Here is a 21,423-nt window from a genome sequence, read left to right as displayed (position 1 = left end):
TGTCCATCCGAAGGCGGGGTCGCCTCTCTTGTGTAAGCGCACGGCGTTCCCTTAGCGTCTCGGTAAGCGTTTACTACATCTCTCGCCTTCGGAGGCTCAGGTGCGCACGCCACTCACCGGACCGGTCCTCCCCAGCGCGAACTCGGCCGCGGTGCACCGACCCGCCTCCGTCGCACGCATCACGGGCGGCTTCTGGGCGAGGCGTCGCCGGACCAACGCCGAAGTGTCGATCAGGGAAGGCCCCGAGCGGCTCGAAGAAGCCGGGAACCTCGCCAACCTGCGAGCAGCCGCGGACGCGGGAACGACGCGTGCGTTCTCGGGGGACTTCCAGTTCCAGGATTCCGACGTCTACAAGTGGCTGGAAGCGGCCTGCTGGCAGCTGGCCGACACACCGGAGTCCGGCCTCGCCGACGAAGTCGCACGGATCGTCCGGCTCGTTGCGGCCGCCCAGATGGAAGACGGCTATCTCCAGACGTACTACCAGCTCGGCGACGGTGAGCCGTGGACCGAACTCGGCTGGGGGCACGAACTGTACTGCGCGGGCCACCTGATGCAGGCCGCAGTGGCCCATCACCGGGCTACTGGAAGCCGCGAACTGCTGGACGTGGCGGGCAGGTTCGCCGACCACATCGAGACCGTCTTCGGTCCCGGCAAGCAGGTGGACGGGGTGTGCGGCCACCCAGAGGTCGAAACGGCGCTCATCGAGCTCTACCGCACCACCGACGACAAGCGCTATCTGGAACTGGCCCGCTATTTCCTGGAACGGCGCGGGCACGGCGTTCTGGCTTCGGGCGCCGACCGCGGCCATGACCGGGACCCGGGGCCCGAGTACTGGCGGGACCACACCCCGATCCGCGAGGCCCAGGAGGTGACCGGGCACGCCGTACGCCAGCTCTACCTCCTCGCGGGAGCCGCCGATCTGGCGACCGAGACGGGCGACGTCCGGCTCCGGCAGGCGCTGGAGCGACTGTGGACCGATGCGGTCTCCACCAAGACGTACCTCACCGGAGGGATGGGCTCGTGGCACGACTGGGAGTCCTTCGGGGACGCGTACGAGCTTCCCTCCGACCGTGCGTACACCGAGACCTGCGCTGCCATCGCCTCGGTTCACTTCAGCTGGCGGATGGCACTGCTCACCGGCGAGGCCCGCTACTCGGACCTCATCGAACGCACCCTGTACAACGGCTTCCTCGGTGGCGTGGGGCTGGACGGGCGTACCTGGCTGTACGTCAATCCGTTGCAGCGGCATGCGCATCCGCACGAGCGCCCCGGCGACCAGACCTCGCAGCGCACGCCCTGGTTCCGCTGTGCCTGCTGCCCGCCCAACGCGATGCGCCTGCTGGTCGGCCTCCCGCACTACTTCGCGAGCGCCGACGACAGCGGTCTGCACCTGCACCAGTACGCCACTGGCGAGTACGCGGGGGACGGCCTCGCGGTCCGCGTGACCACCGAGTACCCGTGGCACGGCACGGTGACCGTGACCGTCGACGACGCTCCTGCGGGGGAGCGCACGCTTTCCCTTCGGCTTCCCGCGTGGTGCGCACACTTCCGGCTGGCCGTGAACGGAGAGCCCGGACAGGAACAGCCGAAGCGCGGCTGGCTGCGCATCACGCGGACCTTCCAGCCGGGCGACACCGTCCGGCTCGAACTCGCCTTGCCGGTGCGCCTGACCCACCCACACCCCTATGTCGATGCCGTGCGCGGATGCGTGGCAGTGGAGCGCGGGCCGCTGGTGTACTGCCTGGAGGAAGCCGACAATGCCGGTGGCCTGGACGGTGTCGTCCTCGACTCCTCGACGGCTCCCACCGTGCGCGAACGCCCCGACCTGCTGGGCGGCGTCACCACCATCGTCGCCTCCGGTCGACGTCTCGCGCCGGACGAGACCGGTTGGTGGCCGTATCTCCCGGACACCGCTAACGCCCGACTCGCCGACGGGTCCGTCGAGCTGACCGCCGTGCCCTATTACGCCTGGGCGAACCGGGGTGACGGTGCCATGCGCGTGTGGATACCCGAACGGAGATGAACAGACAGGGGGTGACGGCACCTTGGGGCACACGGTGGCCTGAGATGAGCCACACGCCGTCACCGGTCAGCAGGCGCTCCCAGCATGCTCGATGCGGTTCCGCTGCTGCAGAGTGGGATTTTCACCGAGGAGAGAGTCAAGGCGGTCCGCGCCCGCGCTGGGCGTCTGAAGTCCGAGACGTCGAGCGCGGCCTCAGTCCTTGATCGTGGCGAGGATAAGCGCCTGCAACTGTTCCGCGGTGTGGTCGAGGGGCTGGGTGCTGCGCTTGGCGCGGCACATGGCCACAGTTCCCTCGACGGCCGCGACGATGAGCGTCGCGAGCTGAGCCGCCTGATCGGGCTCGGCGCCGTGCTCACGCAACGAGTCGGCGAGCAGGCTCTCCCATGTGGTGAAGACGTCGGCAGCGGCCGCGAGGGCGGCCGGCGTCTCATCGCTGGAGGGTTCCTCGATGGAGACGGCGAGTACGGGGCACCCGGCCCGGAAATCGCTGTCGACGACGATCTTGCGCCACAGGGCGAGAAAGGCCCGCAGGCCGGCGACCGGACCTGCCTCCAACTCCTTGCGCAGGCTGCGCGCGGTCCACTCGCCCGTGAAACGGACGGCCTCGGTGGCCAGTTGCTGCTTGCCCTCGGGGAAGTAGTGGTACGTCGACCCGAGCGGTGCCCGGGCGTGCTTGGCCATCTCGCGGATGCTCGTCGCGTTCAGGCCCCGCCGACTGATCATGTCGGCCGCACCGGCCACGATCCGCTCGCGTGCTGACGGGCTGGGCTTGGTCACGTACACGATCCCCTTCTGATGCCGCTGGCTATAACGACCGTCATAGTCCAGCGTGGTCGCCGCCTATAACGACCGTCATAGAGGCGTGCCGTCGCACCAACCGAAGAGAGAGGTATGTCCATGCCGATGATCCGGCTCACGGCCCCGGCCGGTGCCCTGACCGAACAGGGCCGCAGCAGGGTCCAGCGGGACCTCGCCGCGGTGCTGCTGCGCTGGGAGGGCGCGCCTGACATCGCGTTCTTCCGCGACCAGGCCTGGAGCTACCTGGTCGAACTGCCGCAGGGCGCCCAGATCACAGCCGAGGACGACGCACCGCGCTTCCTGGTGGAGGTCACAGTCCCGAAGGGCGCCCTCTCCGAGCGTCGTAAGGCCGGTCTGGTGGAGGAGGCGACGAAGACCGTTCTCGCCGCCGCCGGACTGGCCTCGGACGACGCCCTGCGGGTGTGGGTGCTGGTGTACGAGCAGCCCGACGGCACCTGGGGCGCCGGCGGGTCGGTCATCCGGTACGCCGACCTGATGGCTCTGGCGAAGGAGCAGCGCGCCGATGCGTGAACTGACCTACGTCGCCAAGCGCACCGTCGAGTGGCGCGAGGCGCCCGACCCCAAGCTCCAGTCGGACGGGGAGGCGATCGTCGCTCCGGTGGCCGCCACCCCCTGTGACGTGGACTCCTCGATCCTGGCCGGACACGCCACCCGGCGGCAGCCGCACGTTGAACACAGCATCGACCCGCCCTTCGCCCTCGGCCACGAGTGCGTCGCCAGGGTCGTCGAGACCGGCGACGCGGTCACCGCCGTAACCCCCGGCGACCTCGTCGTCGTCCCCTGGTCCATCAACTGCGGCACCTGCGACCGCTGCCGGGCCGGGCTGACCGCGCACTGCGCCGCCGTGCCCTACATGGCGATGTACGGCGCCCCCATCGGCGGCACATGGGGCGGACTCTTCTCCGACCTGGTCCACGTGCCGTACGCCGACGCCATGCTCGTACTCTGCCCACCGGCCTCGACCCGGTCGCCATGGCCTCCGCCGGCGACAACTGGTCCCTGTCCTGGCGCCTGGTCGCCCCCCACCTCAAGGCCCGCCCCGGAGCGCGGGTGCTGGTCGTCGCCCGCGGCAGTATCGGCCTGTACGTCTGCGACATCGCCCGCGCCCTCGGCGCCTCCGAGGTGCTCTACGTCGATCCGGATCCCGAACACCGTGCGATCGCCAGGGGGTACGGCGCCGCCACAGCCGAAGCCCTGGAGCCGATCCCGCAGAGCTACGACATCGCCGTCGAGGCCACCGGCCGCGTCGACCAGCTCGCCCTGGCCGTCAAGTGCCTGACCCCGGAAGGCATCTGCGAATCGGCAGGCAATCACTTCCGCCCCGGTGAACTGCCCCTCCTCGACATGTACCTCACCGGCGTCACCCTGCGCATCGCCCGCGACAACGTCCGCGCCCACATCCCCGACGCCCTCGAACTCGCCGCCTCCGGCATGGTCGCCCCGGAGAAGGTGGTCTCCCACGTCATCGACTGGGAGGACCTGCCGACGGCGCTGCCGGAAAAGCACCTCAAGCCCGTCTTCGTCCGGGCTGATGACTGACCTGGGTCGACGAGTCCCCAGCAGGCGCACTGATCAACAGCCCTGTCCCTGGACAGCGATCGTGCAGAGCCTCTTGGTGGCCCGAGTAAGAGCTACGTAGAGATCCTTCTCCCCGCCGGGGCGGGCCGTGACGATCTCCTCGGGACTCACGACGACGACCCCGTCGAACTCCAGCCCGCGCGCTTCGGACGCCGGCACGATGCGCGCATGCTCTCCGATCCCCGCGGCCGTCAGCTGATCCAGCCTCGATTCCGCGCAGATCACCCCGAGGAGCTCGCCTGGGTGCGCGGCGGTCTGAGTCTGCAACTCCCGGGCGACGGTGGCGACAATCGCATCCGGCTGCGTCGGCACGGTGCGAGGAGTCTCGCCGCGGCGCAGGGACCGTGTCGGCGTCTGGTCCGGAGCAATCCGTGCGAGAAGCTCTCGGGTGGTCTCCAAGATCTCCTGAGTAGTGCGGTAACTGACGGTCAAGGTGTGGAGGTTGAATCGCGGGCCGACATGGGGGCTCAATGCCTCCTTCCAGTCACGTGCTGTCGTCACTGGGCCCGCCTGGGCGAAGTCGCCCACCAGCGTCATCGCCTTGCCCGGGCATCGTCGTACGATCATCCGCCATTGCATGGCGGTCAGCTCTTGTGCTTCATCGACGACGACGTACCCGTACGTGCGCTGCGGCGGGCCGTCGAGCAGGCTCGCTGCCTCGTCCAGGAGAGGCACATCGGCATCGGTCCACGAGTCTTCCGAACTGCGCAGCAGGCGTGACCGCTCGTCCTTGGTCAGCCCGGGTAGGTGCTCGGCGAGAGTGTCAGAGTTTGTCAGGAGAGCACGCACGAGTTCGCTGGGCACCAGTCGCGGCCACAGCGTTTCCACAGTGCGGTCGATGTGGGCGTCGTCCAGGAGGCCGACCCGGACGGCGTCTGCGTCGAACTCATCGGCCGGTCCCGTGGCAGGTGCGTCATCGAAACCGAGGTGGCGCAGGTCGGCCGCCGTCGCGCGGTCGAGGTCTGTGCCGGTCAGTATGGCGACTTCGGCATCGATCTGCTCCAGGATGTCGCCCGTGCTGCGCTCCAGCGCGTCGGTGATGGCGTCGACCAGGAGTTCTTTGAATACCTGACGCGCGGGATTGTGTCCCAACCCGGTCGCCACGGCGGCGTCTCGCGCCGTGGCGACAACCTCGTCATGAAGGCGAACCGTTTCGTGTCCGATCCGCACGGTGAAACTGCCGCTCGGAGCCTGGTGGCAGCGCACCATGTCGGCCAGTGCGTCGGCCATCGCCGAACTACCCTTGAGACGCGCCACATCGAGCGGCTCAGCCGTGTCCGGGAAGACCCCAGCCAGTTCCTGGCAGGTCGCCAGGACGACATCGTTTTCGCCGAGCGAAGGCAGGACCTGGGAGATGTATTCGAGGAACCGTGCGTTCGGACCGACCACCAGGACACCGTGCTCGGCCGCACGCGGGAAGGCGTACAGGACATAGGCCGCCCGGTGCAGGGCGACCACCGTCTTGCCAGTGCCGGGGCCGCCCTGGACCACTGACACCCCGCGGTGCGTAGAGCGGACGATCTCGTCCTGCTCGGCCTGCAACGTCGCGACTGCCGCCTGCATCCGACCCGTACGTCGCGCTGAAAGCGCCTCCATCAGGGGCCCGTCCCCCACGACGTCGCCAGCAGTTGGAGCGGAGCCGTCCAGCAGCTCGTCGCTCACCGCGACCACCGTGCGCTCCTCCAAGCGAAGATGTCGGCGGCGCCGCAGGCTCATCGGGTGGACCGGCGTCGCTTCGTAGAAGGGCCGCGCTGCGTTCGCACGCCAGTCCACGAGTAGGGGAAGGTCTTCCTCGTCCGTTTGCATGCCGAGCCGGCCAATACGCAAAGTGGTGCCGTCTGCCCGGTCGATCCGACCGAAGACCAGCCCGTTCTCGGCTCCCTCCAGCCGACCGATCTCCTTCGCCAGACGTTGAGCGGTGACCTCTCGCTCGTGCGTCTCGCTTGCACTCTCAGCCGGGGTCTTGAGTACATCTGCCAAACGTGTCTGTGCCTCGGAGAGTCGCTCGGTGAGCAACTCGTACAGAGTGGACACATGGGCTTGCTCAAACTCGACCTGGCACGCGGCGGGGTCGTCAATCTGCGACAACAGGAGGCTCCTCCAGACAGCGGGTTGAGTTTGCACCTCTGATCTGCTCGTATCGGCGACGTCGATACGCCACACGCCCACATGCAACGGGGTTGCCGTGGGAATCCTCTGTACAGAGATGGCCGCATTCCTCAAATTTGACTACTTCGGGCAAGGTCGCCGAGGGTACAGCATTACCTCGACTGACCAGGCATGCTGGAGCTGTGACCCCGATCACTCGTTGTCTCTCAGGGGTGGCTCGGGGTCGAGCATCAGGGATGTCTCAGGGTGCGTCTCAGGGACGCGGTCGGAACCGCCGGAAACGCGGGGCCGTTTTCAGAACAGAGAGCGGCAGTGGCCGCGAAGGAGGCGACACACATGTCGAAGAACGCGAAGATCGCCGCAGGAGGTGTGGCGGTCGGGCTCATCCTGTTGTTCTGGCTGCCGTGGTGGGCCGCGCTGCTGATAGTGCTGGGCGTCCCGGCCGCCGCGTACCTCGCGCTGGACCCGTCGCAGCGCCGCAGGCTGCGCCGGGCCACACGCAAGGAGCTCGGCCGCTGACGCTCTACCGACCCGGAGCGGTCGCACCGTCCAGCGCACACGAGTCGACCACATCACCGCCCGCAGGCCGGCCGACGGTCCGGTCCGCGGGCGGCCGGGCACCTCGCTCCACCCACGCGACCAGCGCATCGAAGGCCGATCGATAGCAGGGCAGGATCGGCCGCAGCCGGTCGGGATGGGTGTCGTAGAGCCCGTCGACATGCGTACCGCCCTGCACCGTGTAGTAGCGGTGCAGCGGCCCACGCCCCCGGGCGTCGACCATGCGCGCGTACACGTCGGAGTCAGCGGCCTTGGGCAGCAGCGTGTCCATGTCCCCGTGCAGCGTGATCAGCGGCTTGCCGATACGCCCGGTCAGCGCCACCCGGGCCACGGCGCGATGGACGGAGGACGGGCGCGAGGCGTAGTCGTAGGTCGCGTCGGACGCGCAGGGCGCCAGGATCTCCTGGGGCGTGGTCCCGGCGGACGGTCCGGGGCAGCCGGGGTCGTAAGCCGGGTCGAACTCCGCGCGATAGGTCTTCTGCGTGACGCCCCAGTACGCCTTCTCGTGGTACGGCCACAGGAACTCCGAGCCACGCGCGAAGCCCACGGCGTGCATGTCCTCGTCCGTCGCTGAGCCGTACGTCCGCGCCACCGCCGTGGGCAGGGAGGTGAGGAGATTCGGCCCGTGCGCCGTCCAGAGGGCGCCCTCCCAGTCCACTCCGCCGTCGTACAGCTCCGGATGGTTCTCCAGTTGCCAGCGCGTCAGATAGCCGCCGTTGGAGATGCCGGTCATGTACGTGCGGCGCGGGGCGTGCCCGTAGCGCTGGGTCACGACCTTGCGGGCCGCGCGTGTGAGCTGGGTGGTCCGTGCGTTCCATTCGGCGACCGCGTCCCCGGGCCGGTCGCCGTCACGGTAGAAGTCGGCGCCGGTGTTGCCCTTGTCGGTCGCGGCGTACGCGTAGCCCTGGGCCAGCGCCCGGTCGGAGATCGCCCTGTCCGTCGCGTACTGCCTGCGGGTGCCCGGGGCCCCGGTCACGACGAGGCCGCCGTTCCAGCGGTCCGGCAACCGGATCACGAACTGCGCGTCATGCCGCCAGCCGTGCGTGGCGTTGGACCGCGACGAGTCCGGGAAGTACCCGTCGACCTGCACGCCCGGCACCCCGGACGGTGTACGGGTGGCCTGGGCCGTCAGCCCCGCCTGGTCGGCCAGGTCGGTGTAGGGCGTACCGGCGAGGCCCGTGGTGGTCAGATCGTCCAGACAGGCCGTCTGCTGAAACGCCGCGCCCGGAACCCGCACGCGGTCCTGACGCGCACAGTGGGCATCGCCGTTTCCCTTGGCGACGGCCGGGGTCGGCCCCGTGAGGGCCGCAGCCAGGAGAGCGGCGGCGAGCAGGGGAACGCCGGGGGACGGACGCATGCGGGCCTCCAGGGCGGAACGACAGGGCACGGCACGGGGCCGAGCCGAGGGCTGCCCCATCGTGCGGCGGGCACAGCGCGTCTTCCATGGAGTGACACCACATGCCGTTCAGCCGAGGCATGGGTGGCCCACACAGGTTGGGAAGTCCCTTGTTCCTCAAGGGCACCCTGTTTGGGTACGACGTCCAGAGCAGGAGGCCCGGTGACCGTCGGCTCGTCTCAGTTCGGCCGTACCGCCATCTTGTCCAGCGCCTCCAGCAGAGCCGGCAGCTTGGGCCCCCGGCCCACCGGCAGAACCTCGCCGGGCTTGTCGTCGAGCAGCAGGAACGCCATGTCGTCGGTCCTCGCCACCAGCGACCAGCCCGGGCCGTCCGCACGCAGCGTGCGTGCGTCCCCCGGCGCGAAGGACGACCGGACACGGCCCAGGGGAGGCGGCGTGTCCACGTACGCGTGTGCCTCCGCGAGGACGCGCCGGATCACGCTGCGCTCGGGGCCGACCTCCGCGGCCTCAGTGGGCTCGGAGTCGGCCTCGGGGCTCACGAAGTCCTCATGGTCGACCTGCTCCCGCCACAACGTCCACTGCACCGCGATCTCGTCCGCCCCCATCCGGCGCTGGGCCGACCCCCAGCCGGTGGTGTCCGGCGGCGACAGCGGCGGGCAGCCCGCGACCTCGGGGTCGGGATCGTGCGGCGCGGGCACCCCGGGAGCCGCGACGGCGACCGCGAGCGGCCAGCCCGGCAGGGCGGCGACCACGGAACGCTCGTCCGGCGACAGGTCGTACTCCATGCCGCAGTCCCAGGAGGCGATGGCGACGGCGACCAGCGACACGTCGTCGGTGACGACCGTCCACCGCGCGCCCTCGCCGTCCTGGCCGAGCACCAGTCCGTACCCGCCGGCCAGCGGCGCGAGACCCAGCGCCGCGCAGGCCTCCGGGTAGTCGTCGCCCAGCACGCTCGGGAACTGCGCCGGCGTCAGCAGCACCGCCGTGAGCACATAGAGCGCGTCGTCCACGGCGGCGACGGCGTCCTCGTCCGTCCCGGCCATCCCAGCCTCCCCAAGGGTTCGTCCAACGGCGCGCACCCTAGTGCGCCCGGAAGCCGCTTGTCACGACTCCGCGGCCCACCGGACCTGCGGTTGTCCGGCCGGGCAGGCCACAACGACCACCTGTCGACCGCCCGGAAAGGGGCGAAACGACCACCCCTGCCCGTTCCTCAGGCCGTCGGCAGCCCCAGCAGCGTGCGTGCCACGGTCCGCGGCGACTCGTCGCGCTCCCGCGCCAGCGCGATGACGGCCCGGCACGCCAACTCGTTCACCCCGAACGACAGCGCCTCCGGAGACACCCACCCCGCCGCCTCGTCGATGCGCTCCTGGTCGTCCTCGGCGCACGCCGACACGTACGCGGCGGCGGCCTCGAACAGGTTGTGCGTACGCCGGTCCGGACCGGCCTTCCGCTCCGTGCGCGCGGCATCGCGGAACCCGGCCCAGGCATTGCGAACCCTGTCCAGCACAGTGATCACCTTCCCCCTCGTGGCATCGATCGCCGATCGTCTCACCCGCTGCTACTCAACGTAGAGTTGGAGCCGCGGCGGCAGAAGGGGGAAGGCGCGGTGAAGCGCCGGGTCCGGTCAGCTCTCCCGGACGGCCAGGGCGAGGAAGCGGTCGTCCTCGTCGACGTACGACGTCATGGTCCACCCCGAACCGGCCAGCAACCGCCGGAGGTTGGGCTCCGCGCGAAGGTCGTCCGGGGTGATCTGCCGCCCTTGGCGGGCGGCGAGCGCCGCGCGGCCGATCGGGTGGAAGAGGGCGAGCCTGCCGCCGGGGCGCACGACGCGCGCCAACTCCCGCAGGTTTTCGGTGGGGTTGGGCAGGTGGGCGATCAGGCCGGCCGCGTACACCGCGTCGAGCGACTTCGAGCGCAGCGGCAGCGCCGCCACGTCGGCGAGCAGCAGCTGCCCGTCACGGTCCCGTCCGGCCCGTGCTGCGGCCTGCAACATGGCCGGGGTCAGATCGATCCCGAGGACCACTCCCGATGCGCCCACGGCCGCTCGTAGCGGCGGCAGGGCACGTCCGGTGCCACAGCCGGCGTCGAGGACGCGGCCGCCCTCCCGCAGGCCGAGCTCGGCGACCGCGGCCGCGTGGGCGGGGTCGTCGTCGGGGAACCGGCTGTCCCAGCCGGCCGCGCGAGCCGTGAAGAACTCCTGAACGTGCGTACGGTCGTCGCTCATGGTCAGCATGATCCCTCACTGACACGGAGGACGCCTCGGCGCACATGTTCGAGCGTGACGCGATCGTTCAGGTACATCTCTGCGTCATATTCCAACAGCTTTCGAAATGCGCCCCCTTTGTGCGCCCGTGCCCCGACTAGCGTCCCGGAGCCATGGGACACATGGACCACGCCGCCTTCGGCTGGCTGACCCCCGTACTGTCGTACGTCATGGCCTGCACAGGCGCCGCACTGGGCCTGCGCTGCACGGTCCGCGCGCTCGGCGCCACCGGCCGCTCGCGCCGCAACTGGCTGATCACGGCCGCCTCGGCCATCGGCACCGGCATCTGGACCATGCACTTCGTGGCCATGCTCGGCTTCAGCGTCAGCGGGACCGAGATCCGCTACGACGTACCGCTCACCGTCCTCAGCCTGCTCGTGGCCATGATCGTCGTCTGCGCCGGCGTCTTCGCGGTCGGCTACGGCCGCGACCGGGCCCGCGCGCTGCTCCTCGGCGGCCTCACCACCGGGCTGGGCGTCGCGAGCATGCACTACCTGGGCATGGCGGCGGTACGCCTGCACGGTGACGTGACGTACGACCCGATGCGCGTCGCCCTCTCGGTCGTGATCGCCGTCGTCGCGGCGACCGCGGCCCTGTGGGCGGCGCTCAACATCAAGTCGCCCGTCGCGGTCACCGTCGCCTCCCTCGTCATGGGCGTGGCCGTGAGCAGCATGCACTACACCGGGATGTTCGCGGTGCGCGTGCAGGTCACGCCCTCCGGCGAGGTACTGCCCGGGGCCACGGCGATGCAGTTCGTCTTCCCCCTCGCCGTCGGCCTCGGGTCCTATCTCTTCCTGACCTCCGCCTTCGTGGCGCTGTCGCCGACGGCGGGGGAGCGCGAGGCATCCGCATCGGCCCAGCGGCCCGTCGAGAGCGCCGCCCACTGACGGCGCACCCGCGACCGGCACGCCCCCCGAACCCCTTCCGAGCGAGGAGGCCATGCGTACACCCCGTAGGAACCCCGGCACAGGCGCCGAGACGCCGTCCCCACCCCCCGTGCGTGGCCGCCGCGCCCACGCCGGCCCACCGGCCGACGAAGGCCCCCAGGACACCTCGGGCGCGGACGCCACAGATGGACCCACGCGCGCGGGGCAGCGCTGGCACGTCCGTCCGCGCACCGTGCGCGCCAAGATCGTTTGCCTGCTGATGGTGCCCGTCGTTTCGCTGCTGGCCCTGTGGGCGTACGCCACCGTCAGCACCGTCCAGGACATCGCCCGGCTGCGGCAGTTGCAGCGCGTGGACTCCGACGTCCGCGCCCCCGTCGCGGCCACCGTGGCAGCACTCCAGACCGAGCGCGCCGCCGCCGTACGGCACGCCACCAATCCCTCCGCCGAGGCCAGGGTCGACCTCCAGCGCCTCGCGGACCGCACGGACAGCGCGGTGGCGAAACTGCGGCTCGGTGACCGCAACACCGTCGCCGATGGACAGGAACTGCCCAAGGGAGTCGCCCAGCGGCTCGAAACCTTCGTCACCGGCACCGAGCGACTGCGGTCGCTGCGCACCGACGTACTGGACCGGCGCGCCGGATGGGAGGAGGCGTACGAGCGGTACACGAAGACCATCTCCACGGCCTTCGGCGTGGGCAGCGCCCTCACCGGCATCCAGGACGCCGAACTCGGCTCCGACGCGCGCGTACTGCTGGAGTTCTCCCGCGCGGGCGAGGCCCTGGCCCAGGAGGCCGTCCTGCTGTCGAGCGCCCGGCTCGCGGGTGGCCTCGACGGCGAGCGGCTGCGGCTGTTCACCGGCGCGGTCGACACCCGCCGCGCCCTCACCGAGGCCGCCGTCGCCGACCTGCGCGGCGACGAGCGCGCGGCCTGGCGGAACCTCGCCGAGGGCGGTGACTACGCCGCCCTGCTCTCCATCGAGGACAAGGTCCTGGCTGCTCGCCCAGGATCGGGGGCGATCAAGGAGGCGTCCGAATCCGACTGGGACCCCGCACACGCGCGCGTGCAGGGCGGCATACGCACCATCGAGCAGAACGCCGCCCGGGGTGTGGCCGACCGGGCCGACCCGTTCACCCGCGGTCTGCTCACCCCCGCGGGCGCCGCCGTCCTCCTCGGCCTCGCCGCCGTCGCAGCGTCCCTCGTCATCTCCGTACGCATCGGGCGCGGCCTCGTCGTCGAGCTGGTCAGCCTGCGCAACAGCGCCCTGGAGATCGCCCGCCGCAAACTCCCCGAAGCCATGGGCAAACTGCGCGCGGGCGAGGAGATCGACGTCCGGGCCGAGGCCCCGCCAGGGCCGCCCGCCGAGGACGAGGCCGGCCAGGTCGCCGAGGCCCTCGGCACCGTGCACCGGGCCGCGCTGCGTGCCGCAGTGGAGCGCGCCGAACTCGCCAGCGGCATCTCCGGCGTCTTCGTCAACCTCGCCCGCCGCAGCCAGGTCCTCGTCCACCGCCAGCTGAGCCTCCTCGACAGCATGGAACGCCGCTCCGACGACCCGAACGAACTGAGCGACCTGTTCCGGCTCGACCACCTCACCACCCGCATGCGGCGCCACGCCGAAAGCCTGATCATCCTCTCCGGCGCCGCCCCCGGCCGAGCCTGGCGCATGCCGGTTTCCCTGACCAACGTGGTCCGCGCGGCCGTCTCCGAGATCGAGGACTACGCGCGCGTGGAGGTACGACAGCTCCCCGAAACCCTCGTCATCGGCGCCGCCGTCGCCGACCTCACCCACCTGCTGGCCGAACTCGTGGAGAACGCCGCCCAGTTCTCACCCCCGCACACGCGCGTGCGCATCACCGGGGAGCCCGTCGGCAACGGCTACGCCGTCGAGGTCGAGGACCGCGGCCTCGGCATGGGCAAGGAGACCCTCGCCGAGGCCAACCGCCGTATCGACCAGTCCGAAGCCCTCGACCTGTTCGACAGCGACCGGCTCGGCCTCTTCGTCGTCAGCAGGCTCGCGGCACGCCACGACATCAAAGTGCACCTGCGCACCTCCCCCTACGGCGGCACCACCGCGGTCGTCCTGCTGCCCACGGCCCTGCTGCACAGAGGCGTGCCGGAACGTTCCGGCGACAAGGCGGCGATCCCGGAACACGAGTACGCGCGCGTGCCCGGCGGCCCCCTCCACCAGGAGGCCGTCCCCACCCCCGGCGACCGGCCCGCCCTGGTGGCCCCCACCCCGGCCGCGACGCAGACCGGCCCCGAAACCCCGCCCCCCGGAGTCGCCACCTTGCGTCTGCACCGTCCCCCCGACCCTGCCGAAGGCTCCGAAGACCTCCCCCGCCGGGTACGGCAGGCCAGCCTCGCACCCCAACTGCGCGAACGGCGCCCCCCGGACACGGCTCAGCCATCCGCCCCCCGGAACGACGACCGGCGCACCCCCGAGCTCGTACGCGACCGCATGGCTGCCTACCGCGACGGATGGGCGCGCGGCGGCGGCCGCCAACCCGGCCGCGGCGCCACCCCCGACCCCGCAGGCGGCAGTGACAGCAGCGAAGGAGACCCCGCATGATCCAGGACCCCAGCATGAGAGACGCCGTGGGGGTCCCCCCGCTCGAGCGAAGCCGAGAGCGGGGGAGGTCCGGCGAACTGGACTGGCTGCTGGACGACTTGGTGATGCGCGTGAACGAGGTACGGCACGCCGTGGTGCTCTCCAACGACGGACTCGCCGTGGGCGCCTCGACCGACCTCGGCCGCGAGGACGCGGAACACCTCGCCGCCGTCGCCTCCGGCTTCCACAGCCTCGCCAAGGGCGCCGGCCGGCATTTCGGCGCCGGCGGAGTGCGCCAGACCATGGTGGAGATGGACGACGCGTTCCTGTTCGTGGCCGCCGCCGGCGACGGCTCCTGCCTGGCCCTCCTCACCGCGGTCACGGCCGACATAGGCCTCGTGGCGTACGAGATGGCACGGCTGGTCAAGCGCGTCGGCGAGCACCTCTACACGGCGCCGCGCGTGAGCGCGCGGCCGCCCGCCGCCGGATGAGGCGAGAAGGCGGTCCGCACAGATGACCGAAGACATCAAGGGCACCCCGCACGAGCAGGGCAGCCAGTGGTACGACGGCGAGGCCGGCCCACTCGTCCGGCCGTACGCCATGACGGGCGGCCGCACCAAGCCCGGCCCCACCGGGGTGCGCTTCGACCTCATCGCCCTGGTCACGCTCGATCCGGGCGCTCCCCACCTCGACGACGACCCCATGCTCGGCCCCGAGCACCGGGCCCTGATCGACCTGTGCCGCATCGAAACCCAATCGGTCGCCGAACTCGCCGCGGGCGCCGACCTCCCCGTGGGCGTCGTCCGGGTGCTCCTCGGCGACCTCCTGGAACTCGGCTGCGTCACCGTCAGCCGTCCCGTACCGCCCGCGCAGCTGCCCGATGAACGGATTCTGCGCGAGGTCATCGACGGACTGCGGGCGCTGTAGATGAACCCACACAAGATGAACCCACGCAAGATGAACCCACACAACAACCCGCGCGCGTACGGCCGCCCGGACCGCCGCCTTACGCACCTTTGTGGGCGCGGAACGGACCCGAGTCGGTCACAAGGGTCAAAGAGCGGTCTCACGACCCTTCGCGGACCGGCCGTTGTCATGATGCTGACTTCGCACACGTGCACCGAAGCCGTGCGCGGACGTCGTGCCCGGGCGTGGCACGCGCGTACCGACGTCGACCCTTGCCGGCACTCCCGAGAGAAGTGATCGATGGCCTCCGAGACGTCCGACGCCACCGAGGGCGAGACCACCGCCCTGGCGTTGAAGATACTGGTCGCCGGCGGATTCGGCGTGGGCAAGACCACCCTGGTGGGCGCGGTCAGCGAGATCAGGCCGCTGCGCACCGAGGAACTGCTCAGCGAGGCCGGTCAGTTGGTGGACGATACCGACGGCGTGGACCGCAAGGTCACGACGACGGTCGCCATGGACTTCGGCCGCATCACCATCCGCTCCGGCCTCTCCCTGTACCTGTTCGGTACGCCCGGACAGGACCGCTTCTGGTTCCTCTGGGACGAGTTGTCACAGGGAGCCCTGGGGGCGGTCGTCCTGGCCGACACCCGGCGCATGGAGGACTGCTTCCCCGCGGTGGACTACTTCGAGCACCGGCACATCCCCTTCGTGGTGGCCGTCAACTGCTTCGCCGGCGCCCGCACCCATGGCGCCCAGAACGTCTCCCGGGCGCTCGACCTCGACCAGGGAACGCCGGTCGTGCTCTGCGACGCACGTGACCGGGACTCGGGCAAGGAGGTGTTGATCCGACTCGTCGAGTACGCCGGACGGATGCACACCGCCCGGCTGCTCGACTCCGTGAGCTGAACGATCGGGGGGAGGTCAGCCGGCGACGGCCTTCTGCGCCAGCACCTTGTCGATCGTGACCCGGACCAGGAGTTCACCCGGCACGCCGTTGCGCGCCCCGAACTCCTCGGCGCGCTCCTCACCCATGTACCGCGCGCCGAGACGGGTGGCCCACAGCCGGAGTTCGTCGAGATCCTCCGAAAGCCGGGCCCGCCCCTGCAGGACGACGTAGTCGAACGGCGGACGGTCGTCGTCCACACAAAGAGCGACCCGCCCGTCCCGGGCCAGATTGCGCCCCTTCACGCTCGACTTGGAGGTGTTGAACACCACCTCGTCCCCGTCGAGCAGAAACCAGATCGGCGTCACATGCGGGCTGCCGTCAGCCTTGACGGTCGACAGCTTTGCGGTGCGAGTGCCCTGCGAGACGAACGCCCGCCATTCCGTGTCGGTCATCTTCTGTGCCATGCCCCCATCCTCCTTGCTCGTCGGCCGGTCGTGGGGAAGGCTGGCGGAGAGATCCTCCGGCCAGGGGGAGTCGTCACACGGGGAGATCGAAATCATGGTGCACAAGGGACTGGGCTGGCTACTGGACGACCTGACCGAGCGTGTGGAACACGTGCGGCACGCACTCGTCCTGTCCAACGACGGACTGGTGACCGGGGCGAGCACCGGGCTCAGGCGCGAGGACGCCGAGCACCTCGCCGCCGTCGCGTCCGGGCTGCACAGCCTGGCCAAGGGATCGGGACGCCACTTCGGGGCCGGGCAGGTGCGCCAGACGATGGTGGAGTTCGACGACGCGGTGCTGTTCGTCACGGCGGCCGGCAGCGGCAGTTGTCTGTGCGTCCTCAGCGCTGCCGAGGCCGACATCGGCCAGATCGCCTACGAGATGACCCTGCTCGTCAACCGGGTCGGCGAGCACCTCGGCGTGGACGCCCGACAGCCTGAGCGGTCTTCGTCCACAGACTTCTGACCTGCACGTTCTTCAGCCCCCGCGAAGTTATCCACAGGCTCGCCACGCGATCGGCCGAAGCGGCTACGGTGGTGTGACCGCGAGCGCACAGAGCGTGAGCGCACGACCACGACTCCACGGGGGAGACGCACCATGTCAGGCAACACCATCACGAAACTGGACGGCCTTACGTACACGCCGAGCCGCGCCGCCCGGGAACTGGGACTGAAGCGACGCGAGTTCGATCTCGCGGTGAACCTCGGGCGTATCCGCACGGTGCCCGACGAAGGTGGCGGAGGGCGCCGCGTCGCCCACGCCGAGATCGAGCGGCTGCGCTCCGAGGACGGCTTTCCGGAGGCGCTCCTCGAAAGGGTGCGGAGCGTGAGCACAGGCGAGGCCGCAGGCCTCATGGGCGTGACGGGTGACCGGTTCACTCGTCTCGCTCGTGTGGGGCTGGTGGTGCCGGTCGCGTTCTATCTGAACCGCTATCGGACGCTGGTGTGGCTCTATCTGGCCGATGAAATCCGCCACTTCGCGGCCGACGAGCAGAACGCTCCGCTGCTGAAGGGTCGTTCGCTGCCCGAGGGGGTGCGGGCTCAGCTGGAGGGCGGGCTGGACCTGCGCGCCCGCAACTGGCGGGGACGGCATCTGGGATTCCTGCTGCGCCGGGCAGAGGATCCTTGGCAGCGCGCCGGGGCCCTGGCCGCGCTGCTGGATCCCGTCCAGATTGCGGAAATCGTCAAGGATCCGTACGAGCGCGCCCATGTGAACCGGTTCCGGCCGGGGCCGCCCACTCATGGCACGCCCGGTTCACCGGCGGCGCAGCTCGCCGAGAGGATCATGACGGCCGACGACCCGGACGAGATCAGCTGGCTGCGGGCCGACCTCGCCCAGGCCCTGGACGAGGCCCGCGCACACCGTCCGGCGCCGCGCCCGGCACCTCGTGCGGAGCGCCCGGCTGAACTCGGTCACGTGCACCCTGCGGAGCACCTGGCCGCACCCCGCCACGCACACGCACGCACAAACGCACCGGAGCCGGAGCGCCCCCGTGGCCTGCTGGGCTGGCTGCGCCGCAGAAGCTCGTGAAGGCCCCCGCCAGGCCAGGCGCGGCCGGGCCCTTCCCTACAGCGCCCTGAACAGCCCCTCCTGAACGACCGACACCAGCAGACGGCCCTCCAGGTCGTAGATGCGCCCGCGGGCGAGCCCTCGTCCGCCGGTCGCGATCGGTGACTCCTGGTCGTACAGGAACCACTCGTCCGCGCGGAACGGCCGGTGGAACCACATCGCGTGGTCCAGCGACGCCATGTCGAAGCCGCGCGGACCCCACAGGGGCTCGACCGGGATGCGCACGGCGTCCAGCAGAGTCATATCGCTGGCATACGTCAGGGCGCAGGTGTGCACCAGCGGGTCGTCGCCGAGCGGTCCGACCGCGCGCATCCACACGGCGCTGCGCGGCTCGGCGTCCTTGACCTCCTCGGGCGTCCAGCGCAGCCGGTCCACATACCGGATGTCGAACGGCTGGCGGCGCGCCATCCGCTCCAACTGCTCGGGCAGCGCACCCAGATGCTCCCGGACCTCGTCGACGACCGTCGGCAGCGACTCCGGGTCCGGCACCTCACGGGCCGGCGGCAGCTGGTGCTCGAAGCTCCCTTCCTCAGGCTTGTGAAAGGAGGCGGTGAGATTGAAGATCGTGCGGCCCTGCTGCACGGCCGTGACCCGGCGGGTCGTGAACGACCGCCCGTCCCGGACCCGTTCGACCTGGTACACGATCGGCACGCCCGGCCGTCCGGGACGCAGGAAGTACGCGTGCAGCGAGTGCACCGGGCGGTCGCCCTCCGTGGTGCGCCCGGCGGCGACCAGCGCCTGGCCGGCCACCTGGCCGCCGAAGACCCGCTGCAGCGACTCCTGGGGGCTGCGGCCGCGGAAGATGTTGACCTCGATCTGCTCCAGGTCGAGCAGGTCGACAAGCCTCTCGGCCGGATTGGTCATGGCTGTCTGTCTCCTGTGCTCACAACTGGCCGACGTCGGTGACGCGGACCACGGCACGGCCTTCGGCGTCGGAGGCCGCAAGGTCGATCTCGGCGCTGATGCCCCAGTCGTGATCGCCGCCCGGGTCGTCGAAGATCTGCCGGACGCGCCACAGCCCGTTCTCCGGCTCCTCCTCGATCATCAGCAGCTTGGGACCGCGCGCATCGGGTCCGGTGCCCAGGTCGTCGTACTCGTCCCAGTACTTGTCCATGGCCTCGCCCCACGCGTCGGCGTCCCAGCCGGACTCGGCGTCCAGCTCGCCCAGCTCCTCCACCTGGTCGAGGGCGGCCAGCTCGACGCGGCGGAACATGGCGTTGCGGACCAGGACGCGGAAGGCGCGCGCGTTCGAGGTGACCGGCTTGACCTGGTCGGCCTTCTCCTGGGCCTCCTCGGCGGTCATCTCCTCCGGGTTGGCGAGCTGCTCCCACTCGTCCAGCAGGCTGGAGTCGACCTGGCGCACCATCTCGCCGAGCCACTCGATCAGGTCCTGGAGGTCCTCGGACTTCAGGTCGTCCGGGATGTTGTGCTCAAGGGCCTTGTAGGCGCTGGCCAGGTAGCGCAGCACGATGCCCTCGGTCCGGGCCAGCTCGTAGAAGGAGACCAACTCCGTGAAGGACATCGCCCGTTCGTACATGTCCCGGATGACGGACTTCGGCGACAGCGGGTGGTCACCGACCCATGGGTGGCTCTTGCGGTACGTGTTGTACGCGTGGAAGAGCAGCTCCTCCAGCGGCTTGGGGTGGGTGATGTCCTGGAGGCGCTCCATGCGCTCCTCGTACTCGACACCGTCCGCCTTCATCGCGGCGACGGCCTCGCCGCGCGCCTTGTTCTGCTGGGCGACGAGGATCTGCCGCGGATCGTCCAGCGTGGACTCCACGACGGACACCATGTCCAGCGCGTACGACGGCGATTCGGGGTCCAGCAGCTCGAAGGCGGCGAGCGCGAAGGTCGACAGCGGCTGGTTGAGCGCGAAGTCCTGCTGAAGGTCCACGGTGAGACGGACGATACGGCCCTCGGCGTCCGGCTTGTCCAGCTTCTCGACGATGCCGCCGTCCAGCAGCGAGCGGTAGATGGCGATCGCGCGCCGGATGTGCCGCAGCTGCTGCTTGCGCGGCTCGTGATTGTCCTCCAGGAGGTGCCGCATGGCCTTGAAGGCGTTGCCGGGCCGGGCGATCACGGACAGCAGCATGGTGTGCGTGACCCGGAAGCGGGACATCAGCGGCTCCGGCTCGGAGGCGATGAGCTTCTCGAAGGTGTCCTCGCTCCAGGCGACGAAGCCCTCAGGCGCCTTCTTGCGGACGACCTTGCGGCGCTTCTTCGGGTCGTCGCCCGCCTTGGCGAGCGCCTTCTCGTTCTCGATGACGTGCTCGGGAGCCTGGGCGACCACGAAGCCCGCCGTGTCGAAGCCCGCACGTCCGGCGCGCCCGGCGATCTGGTGGAACTCACGTGCCCGCAGCGTGCGCACTCGACTGCCGTCGTACTTGGTCAGGGCGGTGAACAGCACGGTGCGGATGGGCACGTTGACGCCGACGCCCAGGGTGTCCGTGCCGCAGATGACCTTCAGCAGACCGGCCTGCGCGAGTTTCTCCACCAGGCGGCGGTACTTGGGCAGCATGCCGGCGTGGTGCACGCCGATGCCGTGCCGGACGTAACGGGAGAGGTTGCGGCCGAACTTGGTGGTGAAGCGGAAGTTGCCGATCAGCTCGGCGATCTGCTCCTTCTCCTCACGCGAGCACATGTTGATGCTCATCAGTGCCTGCGCCCGCTCCACCGCCTGCGCCTGGGTGAAGTGCACGATGTAGACCGGTGCCTGCTTGGTCTCCAGCAGTTCCGTCAGCGTTTCCGTGAGCGGGGTGCGCCGGTACGCGTAGGAGAGCGGCACCGGACGCGTCGCCGAGCGGACCACCGAGGTCGGGCGGCCGGTACGCCGGGTGAGGTCCTTCTCGAACATCGAGACGTCGCCGAGGGTGGCCGACATGAGGACGAACTGCGCCTGCGGCAGTTCGAGCAGCGGGATCTGCCAGGCCCAGCCGCGGTCCGGCTCCGCGTAGAAGTGGAACTCGTCCATGACGACCTGGCCGATGTCCGCGTGCTTGCCGTCGCGCAGCGCGATCGAGGCCAGCACCTCGGCGGTGCAGCAGATGACCGGGGCGTCGGCGTTGACGGAGGCGTCGCCGGTGAGCATGCCGACGTTCTCGGTCCCGAACAGCTTGCACAGCTCGAAGAACTTCTCCGAGACCAGCGCCTTGATCGGAGCCGTGTAGAAGGTGACCTCGTCCCGGGCCAGCGCGGCGAAGTGGGCGCCCGCCGCGATCATGCTCTTGCCGGAGCCGGTGGGCGTCGACACGATCACGTTCGCGCCGGAGACCGCCTCGATCAGCGCCTCCTCCTGGTGGGGGTAGAGCGTGAGACCGCGCTCCTGCGCCCACGACTCGAAGGCGTCGTAGAGGGCGTCGGGGTCGGCGGTCTGCGGCAGCTGATCGATGAGGGTCACGCCCCCATCTTGCCTGGCCTCC

General features: G+C 70.3%; 19 protein-coding genes and 1 pseudogene. 11 read left to right on the top strand and 9 right to left on the bottom strand.

The genetic code is table 11. The features are described from left to right. The first annotated feature begins 100 nt into the window (after positions 1-100). On the top strand, positions 101-2,023 hold the full coding sequence (locus SSP24_RS15830) for a glycoside hydrolase family 127 protein (RefSeq protein WP_141310185.1): 1,923 nt from the start codon (positions 101-103) through the stop codon (positions 2,021-2,023). A 192-nt stretch (positions 2,024-2,215) separates the two neighbouring features. On the opposite strand, the gene SSP24_RS15825 is transcribed toward SSP24_RS15830, so the two are convergent. Beyond that, complete coding sequence (locus SSP24_RS15825) at positions 2,216-2,800, bottom strand: TetR/AcrR family transcriptional regulator (RefSeq protein WP_141310184.1); 585 nt, start codon at positions 2,798-2,800, stop codon at positions 2,216-2,218. A 120-nt stretch (positions 2,801-2,920) separates the two neighbouring features. On the opposite strand from SSP24_RS15825, the gene SSP24_RS15820 reads away from it, so the two are divergent. Together SSP24_RS15820 and SSP24_RS15815 are read left to right on the top strand one after the other, a co-directional pair. Next, positions 2,921-3,352: a tautomerase family protein gene (locus SSP24_RS15820; RefSeq protein WP_141310255.1), complete on the top strand. Its 432-nt coding sequence runs from the start codon at positions 2,921-2,923 to the stop codon at positions 3,350-3,352. Beyond that, positions 3,345-4,381, top strand: a pseudogene (locus SSP24_RS15815) (zinc-dependent alcohol dehydrogenase). Before SSP24_RS15820 ends, SSP24_RS15815 begins: the two are co-directional and overlap by 8 nt. Positions 4,382-4,414: 33 nt before the next feature. On the opposite strand, the gene SSP24_RS15810 reads toward SSP24_RS15815, so the two are convergent. Continuing rightward, the gene (locus tag SSP24_RS15810) at positions 4,415-6,508 is read right to left on the bottom strand and encodes a HelD family protein (protein ID WP_229865562.1); all 2,094 of its coding nucleotides are present in this window, start codon (positions 6,506-6,508) and stop codon (positions 4,415-4,417) included. Between the two features lie 357 nt (positions 6,509-6,865). On the opposite strand from SSP24_RS15810, the gene SSP24_RS15805 reads away from it, so the two are divergent. Beyond that, on the top strand, positions 6,866-7,048 hold the full coding sequence (locus SSP24_RS15805) for a tail-anchor membrane protein (RefSeq protein ID WP_141310183.1): 183 nt from the start codon (positions 6,866-6,868) through the stop codon (positions 7,046-7,048). Positions 7,049-7,052: 4 nt separating this feature from the next. Here SSP24_RS15805 and SSP24_RS15800 read toward each other — a convergent pair whose 3' ends face one another. From SSP24_RS15800 to SSP24_RS15785, 4 genes are all read right to left on the bottom strand, one after another. Then, positions 7,053-8,444, bottom strand: a complete 1,392-nt coding sequence (locus SSP24_RS15800; protein ID WP_141310182.1) for a tannase/feruloyl esterase family alpha/beta hydrolase — start codon at positions 8,442-8,444, stop codon at positions 7,053-7,055. 218 nt (positions 8,445-8,662) lie between these two features. Further along, positions 8,663-9,487 (bottom strand): hypothetical protein, encoded by an 825-nt coding sequence (locus SSP24_RS15795; protein ID WP_141310181.1) that lies wholly within the window; start codon positions 9,485-9,487, stop codon positions 8,663-8,665. 167 nt (positions 9,488-9,654) lie between these two features. Next, the gene (locus SSP24_RS15790; RefSeq protein WP_141310180.1) at positions 9,655-9,951 is read right to left on the bottom strand and encodes a hypothetical protein; all 297 of its coding nucleotides are present in this window, start codon (positions 9,949-9,951) and stop codon (positions 9,655-9,657) included. 117 nt (positions 9,952-10,068) lie between these two features. Then, a complete protein-coding gene (locus tag SSP24_RS15785; protein WP_141310179.1) occupies positions 10,069-10,668 on the bottom strand; it encodes a class I SAM-dependent methyltransferase in 600 nt (199 codons plus the stop codon). Positions 10,669-10,820: 152 nt separating this feature from the next. On the opposite strand from SSP24_RS15785, the gene SSP24_RS15780 reads away from it, so the two are divergent. From SSP24_RS15780 to SSP24_RS15760, 5 genes are all read left to right on the top strand, one after another. After that, the gene (locus SSP24_RS15780) at positions 10,821-11,594 is read left to right on the top strand and encodes an MHYT domain-containing protein (protein ID WP_141310178.1); all 774 of its coding nucleotides are present in this window, start codon (positions 10,821-10,823) and stop codon (positions 11,592-11,594) included. A 52-nt stretch (positions 11,595-11,646) separates the two neighbouring features. After that, entirely contained in the window at positions 11,647-14,160 is a 2,514-nt protein-coding gene (locus SSP24_RS15775) for a sensor histidine kinase (protein WP_141310177.1), read from the top strand. After that, on the top strand, positions 14,157-14,630 hold the full coding sequence (locus SSP24_RS15770) for a roadblock/LC7 domain-containing protein (RefSeq protein ID WP_373306738.1): 474 nt from the start codon (positions 14,157-14,159) through the stop codon (positions 14,628-14,630). Before SSP24_RS15775 ends, SSP24_RS15770 begins: the two co-directional genes overlap by 4 nt. Before the next feature lie 22 nt (positions 14,631-14,652). Next, a complete protein-coding gene (locus SSP24_RS15765; RefSeq protein ID WP_141310176.1) occupies positions 14,653-15,066 on the top strand; it encodes a DUF742 domain-containing protein in 414 nt (137 codons plus the stop codon). Positions 15,067-15,345: 279 nt separating this feature from the next. Further along, positions 15,346-15,951 carry a GTP-binding protein gene (locus SSP24_RS15760; protein ID WP_141310175.1) on the top strand — a complete coding sequence of 202 codons (606 nt, stop codon included), beginning with the start codon at positions 15,346-15,348 and terminating at the stop codon, positions 15,949-15,951. Between the two features lie 15 nt (positions 15,952-15,966). Here the strand turns inward: SSP24_RS15760 and SSP24_RS15755 are convergent, their stop codons facing one another. Continuing rightward, the gene (locus SSP24_RS15755) at positions 15,967-16,395 is read right to left on the bottom strand and encodes a PPOX class F420-dependent oxidoreductase (RefSeq protein WP_141310174.1); all 429 of its coding nucleotides are present in this window, start codon (positions 16,393-16,395) and stop codon (positions 15,967-15,969) included. Between the two features lie 94 nt (positions 16,396-16,489). Here SSP24_RS15755 and SSP24_RS15750 point away from each other — a divergent pair, with 94 nt between their 5' ends. Continuing rightward, positions 16,490-16,900, top strand: coding sequence for a roadblock/LC7 domain-containing protein (locus SSP24_RS15750; RefSeq protein ID WP_373306737.1), 411 nt, complete (start codon positions 16,490-16,492; stop codon positions 16,898-16,900). A gap of 132 nt (positions 16,901-17,032) precedes the next feature. After that, complete coding sequence (locus SSP24_RS15745; RefSeq protein ID WP_141310173.1) at positions 17,033-17,965, top strand: DUF6397 family protein; 933 nt, start codon at positions 17,033-17,035, stop codon at positions 17,963-17,965. 36 nt (positions 17,966-18,001) lie between these two features. Here SSP24_RS15745 and SSP24_RS15740 read toward each other — a convergent pair whose 3' ends face one another. Then, the gene (locus SSP24_RS15740; RefSeq protein WP_141310172.1) at positions 18,002-18,868 is read right to left on the bottom strand and encodes an acyl-CoA thioesterase; all 867 of its coding nucleotides are present in this window, start codon (positions 18,866-18,868) and stop codon (positions 18,002-18,004) included. 19 nt (positions 18,869-18,887) lie between these two features. Beyond that, the gene (locus tag SSP24_RS15735) at positions 18,888-21,401 is read right to left on the bottom strand and encodes a DEAD/DEAH box helicase (protein WP_167529601.1); all 2,514 of its coding nucleotides are present in this window, start codon (positions 21,399-21,401) and stop codon (positions 18,888-18,890) included. Between the last annotated feature and the right edge of the window lie 22 nt (positions 21,402-21,423).

The sequence above is a fragment of the Streptomyces spinoverrucosus genome, from assembly GCF_006539505.1.
Lineage (GTDB): Bacteria > Actinomycetota > Actinomycetes > Streptomycetales > Streptomycetaceae > Streptomyces > Streptomyces spinoverrucosus.
Note: the sequence above shows the minus strand (reverse complement) of the source record. Positions and strands in the feature narration are given on the sequence as shown.